The sequence below is a fragment of the Pseudorhodoferax aquiterrae genome, assembly GCF_014652235.1.
GTDB lineage: Bacteria > Pseudomonadota > Gammaproteobacteria > Burkholderiales > Burkholderiaceae_C > Pseudorhodoferax > Pseudorhodoferax aquiterrae.
Genome location: NZ_BMYK01000008.1, coordinates 42,206 through 56,650, shown reverse-complemented (window position 1 = coordinate 56,650; position 14,445 = coordinate 42,206). Strand labels below are relative to the sequence as shown.

Sequence of the window (14,445 nt, the reverse complement as noted above, 5' to 3'; positions counted from 1 at the left end):
TGAACAACGCGAGAAAGGGATGGGATCCACCATGCACGCCACCGAAGTTTTCGGCGCCTGGGTCACCACGTTCCAGCGCGAGCGGCTGCACGCCGACGTGCTGCACCACGCCAAGCGCGCCGTGATCGACTGGTATGCCGCGCTGTTTCCGGGTCTGGCCGCAGACCCGGTGCCGCAGCTGCAGGCCCTGCTGGCAGACGAACTGGGCCAGGGCCGCGCCCGCCGGTTCGACGGTCAGGCCCTGCCGGCGCGCAGCGCGGCACTGTTGCACGGCACGGCCGCCCATGCGGCGGAGGTGGACGACAGCTTTCGCGACGCCATGTACCACCCGGGTGCCGCCACCGTCGCCGCGGCGCTGGCGGCCGCGCAGGAGCGCGGTGCGAGCGGCCTGGACTTCCTGCGCGGCGTGGTGCTGGGCTACGAGGTCTCCACGCGCATCGGCGTGGTGCTCGGCCGGCCGCACTACCGCCACTGGCACAGCACCGGCACGGTGGGCACCTTCGGCGCGGCGGCCGCGGCGGCCGGCCTCTTCGCGCTGCACGGCGCGCCGTTCGCGCATGCGCTGGCGACCGCGGCCACCTTCGCCGCGGGGCTGCAACAGGCCTTCCGCACGGACTCGATGTCCAAGCCCCTGCACGCCGGGCGGGCCGCGGAGGGCGGGCTGCTGGCCGCGCAGCTCGCGGCGCAGGGCGTGACGGGCGCGCGCGACGTGCTGGACGGCGAGGTCGGTCTCGGCCGCGCCATGAGCGACGGACCGGACTGGGCGCAGGTCGGTGCCACGCTGGGCCGCGACTTCCACATCACGCGCCTGACCTTCAAGAACCACATCGGCTGCGGCCACACGTTCGCGGCCATCGACGCCACGCTGGAGCTGGCGCGTCGGCACGGCCTGCGGCCGGACGAAGTGGCCCGCGTGCACGTGGCCACCTACGGGCCCGCGCTGGACATCGCCTGCCACACCCAGCCCCAGACCGAGAACGAAGCCCGCTTCAGCCTGCCGTTCGTGGTGGCCACCGCGCTCGTGCACGGCAGCGTGCGCCTGTCCGCGTACACCCCGGAGCGGCTGGCCGATCCGCGGCTGCGGGACATGCTCGGCCGCGTCTCGGCCGCGGTGGACCCGGCCATCGACGCCGGCTTCCCGGGGCGCCGCGCCGCGCGCGTGGAGATCGAGACGCGCGACGGGCGGCGCCTGTCCTGGCTGCAGCCCGACCGCAAGGGCGACCCCGAGTTGCCGCTGTCGGATGCGGAGCTGCAGGACAAGCTGCTGGAACTGGCGTCGCCCGTCATCGGCGCCGCGCGCGCCCGCGCGTTGCTGGCCGGCATCCATGCGCTGGAAGCGGCGCCCGACCTGCGCGCGCTGGTTGCCTGAGCGCTGTCGCACGCGGCGCGGTTCAGCGCCCGTCAGCGGCCGCCGCGCGCCACCGGGGTGCGGCACGCAGGCCGGCATGGTCAGGTCGCCGCCTTCGCCTGCAGGTGCGCGAGCAGCAGCCGCGCCGAGGGCGACAGTCCCTGCGCGTCACGAAAGCAGATCGCGAACTGCCGCGTGGCCCAGGGGTCGGTGAGCTCCACCACGCGCAGGCCATCGGCAGAGGCCACCAGCGGCACCACCTCGCGCGGCACCACGGCGATGCCCAGGCCGGCACGCACGCAACGCAGGCTGGCCTCGAAGGTGGAGACCACCGTGCGGTAGTGCAGCGGCCGACCGGCGATGGCCGCGGCCCGGGCCAGCATGCTGTAGACCGCGGTGGAGGCGGGCAGTCCGACATGCTCGTGGACCAGGCTGTCGGCAAAGGCCAGCCGTGGCCGCTGCGCCGCTGGGTGCTGCGGGTGCGCCACGAGCACCAGGCGGTCCCTGCGGTAGGGCCGGGTCTGCAGGCCTTCGGTGTCTGCCGCGTCCCAGCAGATGCCCAGCGGCGCCAGGCCCTCGCGCACGGCGCGCACGATCTGGCTGGAGACCTGCTCCTCCAGGTCCACGCGGATCTCGGCGTGCGCCGGGTCGGCCAGGAAGCCGGCGATGTCGTCCGGCAGCTGCTCGGCGATCGACGACATCGAGGCCAGCACGCGCACCTGGCCCTTGATGCCGTGCCGGTAGGCCGCCATGTCGCGTGCCACGCGGTCGGCACTGGCCAGCATGGCGCGCGCATGCTCCAGCAGGATCTCGCCGGCGGCGGTGGGCACCACGCCGCGGCGGCCGCGTTCGAACAGCGGTGCGTTGACGGTCCGCTCCAGCTGCGCCAGACGCTTGCTGATGGCCGAGGCCCCGATGTGCTGCTGCTCCCCGGCCCGCGCGATGGTGCGCAGCGTGCAGGTGGCAACGAAGAGGCGCAACGTGGTGAGGTCGAGGTCGTGCATGGAGACGTTCCGAAATGGCATGTCAGGCGCGAAAGAATAGCGCTTCTCGATTCGCATCGGCATGTCTAGAGTGCGGGCCAAGCCTTTACACGGAGACAAGACCGTGACCCAACCCCGCCGCGCCGTGGTGCGCGAAGTCGGCCTGCGCGATGGCCTGCAAAGCATCTCCACCGTGCTGCCCACGGCGCGCAAGAAGGAATGGATCCGCGATGCGCACGCGGCCGGCCAGCGCGAGATCGAGGTCGGCTCCTTCGTGCCGGCGCGGCTGCTGCCGCAGCTTGCCGACACGGCCGAACTCGTGGCCTATGCGAAGACGCTGCCCGGCCTGGTGGTCTCGGTGCTGGTGCCCAACCTGCGCGGCGCCGAGAGCGCCATCGATGCCCAGGCCGACGTGATGCTGGTGCCGCTGTCGGCCAGCCACGCGCACAGCCTGGCCAACCTGCGCAGGACGCCCGACGAGGTCGTGGCCGAGGTGGCGAAGATGCGCGCCCTGCGCGATGCGGCGGGGTCGAAGACGCTCATCGAAGGTGGTGTCGGCACGGCCTTTGGCTGCACCCTCCAGGGCGAGGTGGCGGCCGTGGAGGTGCTGCGCTGCATGCAGGCGCTGCTCGATGCCGGCGCCGACCGCGTGAGCCTGGCCGACACCGTGGGCTATGCGAATCCCGCGGCGGTGTTGCGTCTGTTCGAGCAGGCCCGGGCCATCGCGGGCGAGCGCCTGTGCTGCGGCCACTTCCACGACACGCGCGGCCTGGCGCTGGCCAACGTCTACGCGGCGCTGCAGACCGGCGTGGACCGCTTCGACGCCACGCTGGCTGGCATCGGCGGCTGCCCGCACGCTCCGGGTGCCAGCGGCAACGCGGCCAGCGAAGACCTGGCCTTCCTGCTGGAGGACATGGGCATCGCCACCGGCATCGACCTGCACCGGCTGCTCGCGCTGCGCCACAAGGTCGCGGCCTGGCTGCAGGGCGAGGTGCTGCACGGCACGCTGTGGCGCGCCGGCCTGCCCAAGACGTTCGCTCCAACCGCCTAGGAACATCCATGGAACAGACGCTTCCCCTCTCGGGCATCCGCGTGCTCGAATTCACCCACATGGTCATGGGCCCGACCTGCGGCATGGTCCTTGCGGACCTGGGCGCCGAGGTCATCAAGGTCGAGCCGCCCGGCGGCGACAAGACGCGCAGGCTGCCGGGCCTGGGCATCGGCTTCTTCCGCAGCTTCAACCGTAACAAGAAGAGCATCGTGCTGGACATCACGGGCGAGGAGGGCCGCGCCGCGGCCGCCGAACTCGCCGGCCAGTGCGACGTGGTGCTGGAGAACTTCCGCCCCGGCCTCATGGCGCAGCTGGGCCTGGACTACGCCACGCTGTCGGCGCGCTTTCCCCGGCTCATCTACGTCACGCACAAGGGCTTCCTGCCCGGCCTTTACGAGAACCGTCTTGCGCTCGACGAGGTGGTGCAGATGATGGGTGGGCTTTCGTACATGACCGGGCCGGTGGGCCGGCCGCTGCGCGCGGGCACCTCGGTCAACGACATCATGGGCGGCCTGTTCGGCGCCATCGGCGTGCTGGCCGCGCTGCGCGAGCGCGAGCGCACCGGCAAAGGCCAGGAGGTGCAGAGCGCGCTGTTCGAGAACTGCGTGTTCCTGGCGTCCCAGCACATGCAGCAGTACCTCATTGTCAAGTTCCGCATAAAAGGGCGCCATTCCGCCGTTGTGGTTCAACGCAAACTAGGCTTCGTTGTAGTTCATTCGACAACAAAAAAGGACGCCGTGGCGTCCTTTCGTTGGGGAAGTTCAGAACTCATGGTAGGCACTCCGACACAGGTCCCTTTGCGAACTGCTGAGCCTTCGTCGCTTCACGATCAGCGACAAACTTCCGGCATCGATCGGCGATGTCTGCCGGAATAAAGTGACGCCGAATCGTTTTCTCGACGTTGCCAGACGCCAGCGCGAATAGGACTCTTGAATGAACATCGGTGGGCGTCCACCGATTCCCTCCCTCAAGTGCCGATGCTGCCTGCAAGGTCACTCGGTGACCCAACGCACGTAGCCGCAATGCAACGCTTGCCGCCCGGTCATACGCGTCTTCCCAGCGCTTCTGGATCTGTTCGGCTCGTTGTTGCGTGCGGCGCTTGACCAGTTTATCGAGCAGTACCGGGTCTGCTCGGCGCAAGGCCTTCTTGTCCACCTTGAAGGTGCGCAGAATGTCTGCAGCGCTCGTCGAGTCGGAGTCAAGCGCGGCCTCAAGCGCAGCTTTGAGCGAGGCAGGATCGCTAGTAGTGAATACGCGCTTCTGCCTCCCAACTGTCCGCGTAGGCTCCCGCGTGGCACTTGTCATCTCACCTCTTAGAAACTGCACCGCTGTCACTTCAAGTACCTTCGCGATGGCGATGATGGCAGGCAAAGTCAGTCTGGCGTCGGGCGCATTGAGCCACCTCGCTAGGATTGACTTGTTCAAGTTGGCGTTCTTGGCTACACCCGAGTAACCTGCCTCTAGGGTCATTGCAAGCTCCCGGAACGCGGACTTTGCAGCTTCCGATGTCGACGGAAGGTGTGGCGCCGCTACAAGCAGGTCACGACATAGGACAGCGGTGGCAAGCTCCTCCGGCCCGGCTTCCTCACCGCGTGTCAAGCATTTGTAGCCAATGGAAGCGCAAGCTGGACAAACGCCGTAAAGCTTCGCCGGTTTCCGTCTGTCGAACTTGAACGGCATGGGGCCGCAGTGCCCCACTTCAACAAGATTGCAGCCGTGCCGCGGGCAACATCGGACGCAGGCCAATCGCCACAGCAGCCGGCCGAAGGATGCTTTGCCGATTTCCAGATCCTCCTGGACGCAGGCGAGGCAAACACGGTCCGCGGGTGTCACGAGTTCCTGCGTACTGCAGTGTCCTGAAAGAGTCAGTGCCGTGCCAAGCTCCAGACCTTTGACTCCGTTCAGGATTGTGAACTCGGTACAAAACCGCTGGGCTGCCTTTGTGGCGCCGAGCATTCGGATACCCGCGTCGGCCCCAGATGCGAAGGTCATGTGATACCCGGTGCGCTCGTGATGCCTCCAAGCGACGAACTTATGCAGCAGGTGATGAGGTGTGACTCGGTGCGCGAAGGCGAGTCGCTGAAAGTAGCTGTGGAGCGACTCCGGGTCTCCCTCCGATGTGCGCAGCAACTTCAGCCCATAAAGCGGCGTCGGCGTGTAAAGTTTTTCAAGCGACCGCATCGGCGCCCTCCTTGGTGGGCTTCACGATCTTTTCCCCAGTCATGGTGCTGAAAAGCGCAGCAAGGGCATCGTCGTCGAAAGGCGACTCTCCGTAGCAGCCGCCGCGAAGTGCATCCTCGCCCTTGCTGGTTTCCTCCTCGAGCAGCTGCAGCGCCTTCTTCGTCTTGAAGATCTTCTTCAGCATCGGCACTTTCAGTTTCTCGCCAGGTGCCTTGAGCTGCAGCGCCGCCAATCGGATGAGCTTAAGCAGCCCAATGCAGCCAAGCGTCTGGAGCATCCATTCGAACCAGGCAAGCTGCAGGTTCGGTACGTTCTTGCTCGGCCAGATTTCCTCGAACTGCTTGAGAACTTTTCTGAACTCCATCTGGTCGGCGGTCAATTTCTCCACGCCATCCTTGACGACGGGCTTCGTTTGCTCCACGCTGTATCTTCGGTAGTGAACGATCTCGCTTCGTCTGGCCACTTGGCCGTAGCTGGACATCAGTTCGACGATGTCGTAGCTGCCGATCAGCAGCAGCTTCATGTTGCCGATGTCGGAGAGGCTCTTGACGGTGTCCATCACCTCCTTGTATTCCTGGAAGCGCAGAAGATGCACCGCCTCGTCCAATATCAGCATGCGCACGTTGCGATGTTCGATGATGGGCTCAAGTACCTCTCGCATGGCAGCGATGGACCTGCCTGCACGTCCGGTGTATCGCATCTCTCCAGGTGTGGAGGTGTCCACGTTGATCCGGTTTTGCAGCATGATCTCTTGCGCTGCGTTGCAGATGCGCTGGTACAAGACGCGCCACGAAAGGGAACGTTCTCCGTTTGCAGGCACTTTGACATAGAGAACCGGAATCTCGTTGGGTGGAGCGTCGCCGTAGAGTGAGACGATGTGCGGCACCAACTGGCGCGCCAGAGTCGTCTTGCCGACACCAGTCATGCCGACGAGGCTGACAATGTTGACGTCGTTGTTGGGTTCCATGAGTTCAGAGAGGTCTTGGAACACGTGAAGCAAGCGCGGATGTCTGACCTGTTGCAAATGGAACCACCGAAGGCGCAGAGCCATGCTCAGGCCAAGGACAGCTTCGCGCTTGAGCCCGATTAGGGATGCGTCGACGTCCAGACGCTCAGGGTTGCTGGCTTCGCTGACCGCCTGGTCGAGGGGCGATGGTGCTTTGGAGTTAACAGTCATAAGAGCCTTTCATGGACGGTTGAGGATCAAGTGAATGGGACGCCGCCGAATCGATAGCGAGACAGCCGGCGCCGCGGTGCAGGCGATGGGCGAAGGACGGCCACTGATGGGTGACGATGACGTGCGACCGTCTCTGCCAGCCAGGCTTACGAGGACGACGCGCGCAAGCAGGATGTGGCAGATGCCCGATGCGGTGTCGCAACAGCGGCAACGTCTCAGTGCCAGCCGGGCAGGTCAATTTGGTCTCCATAGTCTTGCAAGATCGTCGAAGGCGCATCGCCCGAGCCGTTATCCGAAGCAGGTTCGCTGTCGCAGTGCGGTGTGATTGCGGACACGATTGCGGGCTCGCCGGTCGGGGCGGAAAGCTCGATCGCTGCAGAGGCCGGTGCCGCGAACGAGTTGCTAGAGGGCTCCACGGCTACCACCTCGACCATCCTGCATGGTCTGACCGATTCCATTGCGTACGTCATGCCGTGCATGCCGGTGCTGCCGTACAGGTGCAGCATTTCGTCTTGTTGGCAGCGCAGCCGCGGGTCGAAGTACGAAGGCTCTTTGACGTTCACTTGCGCCTTTGCCTTCTTCACCGACAAACGGTCCCGCTAGGCGTCAGCCCCGGCCTGGCGGCGTTCCTCTCGCAGGGCGATCTCAACTTCTTCCTTGGTCTTGTTGCCAACCCAACGAGCGTTGCTGGCCGTAGCGGCGACCCAACGTTGGTTGATCTGCACGTACACCACGCGATGAAGCCACGGCTCCACCCGCACCTCGGCTTTGGTCTTCCCGAGCAGCTTCTTGAAGTCGGGGTGCATGTACCACATGCCGTTCACCCAAACGCCGCGCTTCGGGTCGACCACATGGTGCCGCCGCGTCGGGTGAGGGCACGTCAACAGCATGAGGTTCTCGTCGTAACGAACGAGCATGTGCGCACGTTGCCCGGTCTCCTCGAGCAGCTTCTTCTCGTACTCCTTCGGCGTCATGCCCAAAGCTGGGGACACTTCGTTGGGCTTGTCCTGGAAGAAATATTTCTCGATCGCGTAGTAAAGCGCGGTCAGCGTCCAGGTAGCACGAGCGAAAGGGTTCACCTCGGCGGTCACAAGGCGGGGGTCACGCATTTGGCGGGTGTTTCCCTCCAGCGCTGCGAAGACTTCAGTCTCCAGCGATCCGAAGGCGCGCTCGACTGGGGACCCTCCGCGCGGCATTCCGGGCGGTCGGTAGCGGATCTCGATCCCGTGCAAGGCGCAGAAGAACGCAAGCTCGGCGCTTTTGAATTCCTTGCCGTGATCAAGTACCAAGCCGCTCGGTGCGCGGCCATTTCGACGCACGTAATCCCGCAGAAGAAGCAGTACCGTCGCAGAGGAAGGCGGGTTGTAAGAAAGAACCATTGCCCGGCAGCTCGCGATGCAAGCATCGAAGGCGATGCTCAAGTAGGGCTTGCCAAGGTCCGCGCCGTTGGGGCTGATGGTTGCCATCGTCGCAACCGTGTGGTCGATGTGAACCACCTCGTGTGGCCTCAACCCATGGACAGGGTAGGCGTTGTCCAGAGACTGAACGATGGCGCGCTTTTGGTAGGCCTGCTTCTTTCCCTCGCGCTTCTTCACGTCTTCGTGTTCATTGCAAGACTTGCAGAACCGTGAGTACGAGATCGGAGTGACCGCGCTCTGGTCCGGAAGCGTGGTGCGACACGCTTTGACGTACTCTTTCCAGGCGTCCATCCTGGTGGGGCGTTCCGGCTTGTTGTAGTGCTCGTCGATGGCCTGCCTGAGCAGGTCTTGGGATCGACTCGGATGCCGCGGTTTGAAGTTGCCGCGGTCCCGTTGCCGATCCATCAGCGCGATGAGCGCGTCGATCTGCGTGACGCAGTGGGCGATGCACCTGCGAAACTTGTTGATTTGGCGAATCGAATACTTGGATGCACCAGGGTTGGCGATGGCGTCCATGCGGGCCATGGCGCGTTCGATCTCCTCAGGGGAGAAGTCGGCAAGCTGGCGAATGTCCGACTTTTGAGTCAATGCGTCGGTCACGATGTGACCGGCATCGTTGAGCGCCCTGAGGGCCTCGAGTTGCAAGGTCGAGTCGATGCCGTCAGAGTTGCGCACCAAGACGTCGCGCTCACCTACCAAGATCACGGTGTAGGTGACTCCCTGGTACTTGAGCTGACCTCCTGTTCGGATCCAAGCGCGCCCGGGTACTGGCAACGGCTTCTCCAATTGCGCAGTGGCCACGCGCTGGTGAGCTGCGCACGTCGTCGCATCGGAGTAGATCGTGAGATCGGAAGAGTTGTCGAGAAGCTGAGTTTTCATGTCAACGTACACGCCGTTGAGCAGGACCAGTTTGTAGACGTCGTCAGCTTTGAACCCCGCGAGCCGAATCAGATGGTGCAGGGTGACAAAGCGTTGCGCTTGCACGTACGCTGCGATAGCCTCGCCCACCTTCGGATCGAGGGGAGGGCTGTCTGAGCGTGTGTAGTCCTCAAGGAAACGGATGTTGCGCACCAGCACCGATGGGATCGAGCTGTTGTCGATCAGACGATGCTGGAAGCCAAGCTTCTTGTACGCCTCCTCGGCTGCGCGGTCGTGCCATTGGCCGTCCTCGGTCAAGACGAAGCGCATCGGATTCTTGAGGTGATCCGCGGCCAGCTTGGCGAGGTCCCTTGCTTCCCAGATCTCCACGGCGTTTTTGAACACGACCATCAGATCTGGCGTGTACGAGAGGCGGGTCAACACCTTGCCGCTGGCGTCCTTGATTTCCAGCTCGATCGGATCCGGCTGGGCGAAGAAGGCGACCACGTCGGGATTGGCCTCCGCGAGCACGGCCAATGGCAGTTCACCACGTCGGCTCTCGAGCATCACCTGGGTCGCCATCTTCGTGCTCGTGAAGCGAATGGTGACGTTCCCTCGATGGCTTTGGACCCGACGTGAAGGCCCATTGGCGATCGCGCTGTTGACGTTCGCGCGCCCTTCTCCGTTGAGACGGCAGTCGAACATGGCGGTGTTGATTGCTTCCACGCAGGGAAGCTTCGGATGCCACGGCTGCATGTTCGTCAGCCAGCTGTTGCTCTTGTGTTTCATAGATCTTTCCTTAGATGGAGAGGGGGCAGCTCGGCGCTTTCGGATGCCGCCGCTCCGGATGGGTTGAAGCCAAGTCGCCGACGGTCTGCTCCCCGGCGTAAGGCAAACGTGTGAAGCGAGTCGTGCGCACGGGTGTCACACCTCGATCGCGCCGTTGTCGTCGCGGATTCGCAAGTCGCAGAGCCAGCCGCCTCGTGCGCTCGGTCTCTTCTGATCGCAATGCGCGGCTGTAGCCGTGGTGGCATGACGCCGTTGGCCGGCTCGGCTTTGCTGCGACCGCGCCCGCTTGGGCAAGCGGTCGCCGACAGGGGGTAGGGCAATCTCGCGCTGCGAGTGAGTAGTCGTTTGCATGTCGATGGCTCCTTTCAATGGTTGGCGACGTGCGGGTTGCGGTGGAAGGCTGGAGCGCGTTCCCAGCGGTGGGTGTGCTCAGCGGCACCGGATTGCGGACCGGGCGGCGGCAGTTGCGGACGGGATGGGTCCAAGGCGTGCGTACCGCCTCCTGGGCGATTGCGCCGGTGGCACGTCATGCGGCGACGCGGTGTGGAGAAGGGGTTTCTGGTAAGCGTCATACTTAGGTTCCTCGGAATAAAGTTCAAATTTCTGGCGGCAACGCTCCGCCCCGCGGCCATGAGCCGCGCGACGATCGAGTTGGAGGGGCGCCGCCGGAGGCGGCGTGTTCAGACGAGGTCCGAGCCGCCTAAGCGGTCGAGACCTGGGAGCGCATACGCCGCATGGACCCGACGGCAGTTGGGACGGCCGTGCAGGGCAGTTGTGGCAGAGGTGGCGAGCAGCGGAGGCACAGCAGCACTCCTTTGCAAGAACGTCGGCGTGAGGGCCGCTGACGAGCGGCTCGGCCGCTCTTGCAAAGCGCGACACGTCGCCTTCAGCACCGGCCTTGGTCGGCGGATGAGGCGCAAGTCGGGCCATGACCGTGCGATGGGACTGGCTTCCGCGTCATCGCTGAACTGCGTGCTCCGGCGTCGTGCTGCCAAAGTTGGTGACGCTGCCCGCTTCGCAGCAGTCGGGCCTTTCAAGCGTTGCTGCCTTTCAGTTGAAAGGTCAGCCGTCTTCGTTTTCGTATCCATGCAAAAGCTCCCCGCAAAAACTGATGACAAAGGCGCCCCGACACGCCGGTCTAGGGGGCGTTCGCAGCAATCGGAAGATCCGTAGAAACTCCCTAACGGGCACAGGTGCCTCAAGCGGCTGATGAATTGAATGGCCCAGATCGAGTGCTGGTCCGTTCGCCGCATGCAGATCCCAGTTGTTCGGTTCTGCATTGGAGAGTGAGACGCAGCGACGCTAGATGCGTGGATGGCAGTCGTTGCTCTCGAACCGGACGCTCGCTCCTGTGCTTGGGCCGCACACCGACCGTCCGGAGCTGAGGTGAGAACTTCTGCCAAGGCGCTACGGGTAGGGCGGCTCCTTGGTGCTGCTCGATGACATGGCTGCGAGCTTGCGCCGCGACGAACGGCGCGACGTAGCCCTCGTGTGATGCGCGCCTTGAGGGAATGCTCATGAGTGGTAATGTGCATGGGGCACCCTCATTCAGCGGCGGTTCGCTGGTCGATGCCCAGCGAGTTGCAGATTGCCCACCACTCAGAATCGTCGAACGGTTCTCCAATCGTCGGAGGATCCGGCAACCGTGGACGGTTTCCAGCCACGCGATGGGCCGAGCCACCCTGGCGGGGCATGCGACGGCAAGTAATTCGGGGTTGCTTGGCCCTCATCTCACAATGCGGTTTTTTCATAAGATTCCTGTTAACAGTCAAACTCGTCTGGTGACGACCCTTCCCCGCGGCGCATCGCCGCATGAGAAAGGTCAAGTGCTGCGCGCCGCGGCAGGTCTCAATGGAGGTAGCTACGGCCGGCGGTGGCGGGCCAGTTCCGGCGCCGCTTCCGGGTCAGTCCCCGGGAGTAACTGCTTGGCATCGGCGCGATGGCAGGAGCGGGAGACGATTGCATCGCCCGCATTGCCAGTTCCAGTGGAAACTGCCAGCCTCGGGCTGCCACCAGAAATCGTGGCGCAATGGGTTCGCTCGCCGACAATCGATGGCAGCGAAGCGGTGCTCTATTTCGGCCGCGTAGCCTTCGAAAATGCTCCGGGACGTGATTGGAGCGGGTTGCGTCACCGGGTTGAAAGAGGTTGATGGACATATTGCACGTTTCGCACTTCACATTTCGATCGGCAATAGTTCTCCCTTGACACCTCTCACAGATAACGACATAATTCATCCGTCGGTTATCTGCGGTTTAGCGAGTTGCCATTAGGGTTAGAACTAGTGCTTATCTCGTTAGGCGATCCTTTCCTTCTTTGGGGATTGAGGGGGCTCACTTGTAATGAGCGCTGAGGGTTAACGCAGGTTTTAGGGGTCAGTCCTGGGGAGAGGGCTGGCCCTGTCTTTCCTTGCGTTGGGAGAGACTTTAAGAAAATTGCCGACTGGTTTCAACTATGTGCCAGGTGATTTGGCGTTCGCTGAGATGTCGAAATTTCTTGACAACCGTTTTTTTGACGGGTTCTGTAACACTTTGGGTCGGGGTGATGGAGTGCCCAAATCGGCGGAATCAGCCCCGTTTTCAACGGCCGGCCCATAATGTGCATGAAGGCCGAGAATTTTATAAAGCCTTGATAGCTAAGAAAAAATTTTGAATTTGATGTCGAAAGTGAAGTAAGTCAAGTTTTTATTGGTAGAGGCTCGGAGGATTTCGGTGCTGAGTTAGGGCCGGCGAGACTGAAGTACTGCGGAGTTGTTTCTCAAGAGATGTGCCTCACGTTTTTTTTACAACTTCTCCGGTTTGGACTCTGGCCAAAAATTTTCTTCAGAGCGTAGCGTTGTTGCTACCCTGCAACGCTTGTTGGATGCTTGTATTGATTTGAGGTGGGGGATGGGGATCGAGAATCGGTGGGTGCCTTTCGATTCTCTCGCTGGTGCTCTTGCTCAATTTGAGCGATGGGACTCACCCATTCAAAGGGATCGGTAGTGGCGCTCGCCGATTTTGTGAACTTATTTTTCTATCTGCTTGTTTTATCAGGCGAGTCCACGCTAACCCGGCAGAGCGAAAGCAGACAAGCAGTCCGCATGATTCTCGCTGCACCGGTCTCTTTTCTATGCGGAGGTAGTGGACGAGGCGCCATGGCTGCGCGCTGCTGATTCAGTCGCACAATACAGCGCGTTTTGTTGGGTTTGATGAATCGGAAGATCGCAGACTCTAGCCCTGCTAATCCAAATTGGCGACTCGTTGGGAAAGTCAAGGTTGGAACTCCGCCACCCAACTCGCTTGGTGGTGGCCGACCTCCCAGTCCCCTTTCGTCTGATCTGAACCCGCGACTCGGGTGTTGCGTCCTGTTGACGGCGTTCTGACGAATGTCGTTGAGTTCACTTGCAGCAGGCCAGATCGGGGAGCTGGCCGCACGGCTGTCCGAGAGTTGGGGTGTCACTGTCGGCCGGGCGTCAGATCATGAAACGACAGCCTGTTGTGAAGTGGATGGGCCATACGGGCGGAGGACCTCCAGAATCATGTCGGCATGACCCAAAGTCAACTTGTAAGCGTCGGCGCCTCTAGCGGCGGGGCCATAGCCGCTCGATCTGTTTTCTTTGTGATGCAACTATTGCATTTTGAGATTGATTTGAGTTTGATCTAACGTTGTTTTCTCAGACGACGGCGCCAATGCCGGGTTGACGCGAACCAGCCAGCGGTTCCCTCTCCGGCGCTTCTTTCCGCCTCATGGAGCCTTACCCCGACAGGTCACCTCAACGGCCCGAGGTCTAGGTATGCCTGTCGTAGCATCAAGCATTGCAACGCCACCTAACAGGAGAGGCGGCCTTGGGGCGGGAACCCCGAGGCGGGTCAGACGCCAGTGCCGTGAGGAGCGAGCATCTTCAAGCGCGAGGAAAGTTCGCTTGCGAGGTGTGGACGCTGGTCGCAAGCGTCTCACCGAGGACGCGCACCATGCGCGCGAAAGTCGTGCCCGTGCCCGCGTGCGTGTCCGTGGGCCCGGTGCTTAGCCAGACGACTTTGACCTCGATCACCGCACTCACTCGCGCAGCCTTGCTGCGCGGCACGGGCAGCAAGCACGGGCCAGACGAACTTGCGCGGCGTCACCAACCCACGTGGGCTTCGCCGCCGCGAGCAAACTGACCTTTGTGAAACGGATCAACCCAGAAAAAGGTTGGCCCGACGCTCTGCACGAGCCTTTGGCGGCTCTGAGTTTTGATGCCCCAACCGAAGAGCTGGGCCGGCAAACATCAATCGACCGAACTGCTGCCTTCGGTGCTTATTCGGTCGGCGCATCCGGATCTTGGAGGTTCGGATGGCCCCCTCTGAGCCTCGCAACATTCCCAACTGGCGATGTGGGTCCTCCAGTACGGAAAATGCCGATCAAGTTGAGCTGGATGCCACACTCGTCGAGCAGTTGCTTGATGGCTGAAAGACAAGCTTCCACATCGGCGTGTTCCGGCGTCTTCATGTCGTGTGCTCAGTTGTTGCGTGCCTTCCTTGCTTTCTCCAGGTTCGCATAAAGGAGTGGGGGCAGTGGGCTGCTGAGGTCCAGCATCTCAACCATGACCGATGCGGTGTAGTCTCTGCCGTTCAGCTTGTCCAGCCTTTGCCGTGAAAAGCGGCTGTCTTCAGAACGCCGC

8 protein-coding genes and 1 pseudogene are annotated in these 14,445 nt (G+C 62.9%); 3 read left to right on the top strand and 6 right to left on the bottom strand.

Features of this window, described 5'->3' with window-relative positions:
• Positions 1–31: 31 nt before the first annotated feature.
• On the top strand, positions 32–1,369 hold the full coding sequence (locus IE209_RS14875) for an MmgE/PrpD family protein (RefSeq protein WP_189687883.1): 1,338 nt from the start codon (positions 32–34) through the stop codon (positions 1,367–1,369).
• 80 nt (positions 1,370–1,449) lie between these two features.
• Here IE209_RS14875 and IE209_RS14870 read toward each other — a convergent pair whose 3' ends face one another.
• Positions 1,450–2,352: a LysR family transcriptional regulator gene (locus IE209_RS14870; protein WP_189687744.1), complete on the bottom strand. Its 903-nt coding sequence runs from the start codon at positions 2,350–2,352 to the stop codon at positions 1,450–1,452.
• 103 nt (positions 2,353–2,455) lie between these two features.
• Between IE209_RS14870 and IE209_RS14865 the strand changes: the two genes are divergently transcribed.
• Positions 2,456–3,382 carry a hydroxymethylglutaryl-CoA lyase gene (locus IE209_RS14865; RefSeq protein WP_229882862.1) on the top strand — a complete coding sequence of 309 codons (927 nt, stop codon included), beginning with the start codon at positions 2,456–2,458 and terminating at the stop codon, positions 3,380–3,382.
• An 8-nt stretch (positions 3,383–3,390) separates the two neighbouring features.
• Positions 3,391–4,021 (top strand): annotated as a pseudogene (locus IE209_RS14860) (CaiB/BaiF CoA transferase family protein); the annotation flags it as partial.
• 129 nt (positions 4,022–4,150) lie between these two features.
• On the opposite strand, the gene IE209_RS14855 reads toward IE209_RS14860, so the two are convergent.
• The 5 genes from IE209_RS14855 to IE209_RS14835 all read right to left on the bottom strand — a co-directional run bounded on the left by IE209_RS14855 (position 4,151) and on the right by IE209_RS14835 (position 14,273).
• Positions 4,151–5,563, bottom strand: coding sequence for a TniQ family protein (locus IE209_RS14855; protein WP_189687742.1), 1,413 nt, complete (start codon positions 5,561–5,563; stop codon positions 4,151–4,153).
• Positions 5,550–6,740 carry a TniB family NTP-binding protein gene (locus IE209_RS14850; protein WP_189687741.1) on the bottom strand — a complete coding sequence of 397 codons (1,191 nt, stop codon included), beginning with the start codon at positions 6,738–6,740 and terminating at the stop codon, positions 5,550–5,552. The genes IE209_RS14855 and IE209_RS14850 overlap by 14 nt, the downstream gene beginning before the upstream one ends.
• A 215-nt stretch (positions 6,741–6,955) precedes the next feature.
• The gene (locus tag IE209_RS14845; RefSeq protein WP_189687740.1) at positions 6,956–7,330 is read right to left on the bottom strand and encodes a hypothetical protein; all 375 of its coding nucleotides are present in this window, start codon (positions 7,328–7,330) and stop codon (positions 6,956–6,958) included.
• A gap of 9 nt (positions 7,331–7,339) precedes the next feature.
• Entirely contained in the window at positions 7,340–9,805 is a 2,466-nt protein-coding gene (locus IE209_RS14840) for a TnsB C-terminal domain-containing protein (RefSeq protein ID WP_189687739.1), read from the bottom strand.
• Between the two features lie 4,276 nt (positions 9,806–14,081).
• Entirely contained in the window at positions 14,082–14,273 is a 192-nt protein-coding gene (locus IE209_RS14835) for a hypothetical protein (protein ID WP_189687738.1), read from the bottom strand.
• Positions 14,274–14,445: the final 172 nt, after the last annotated feature.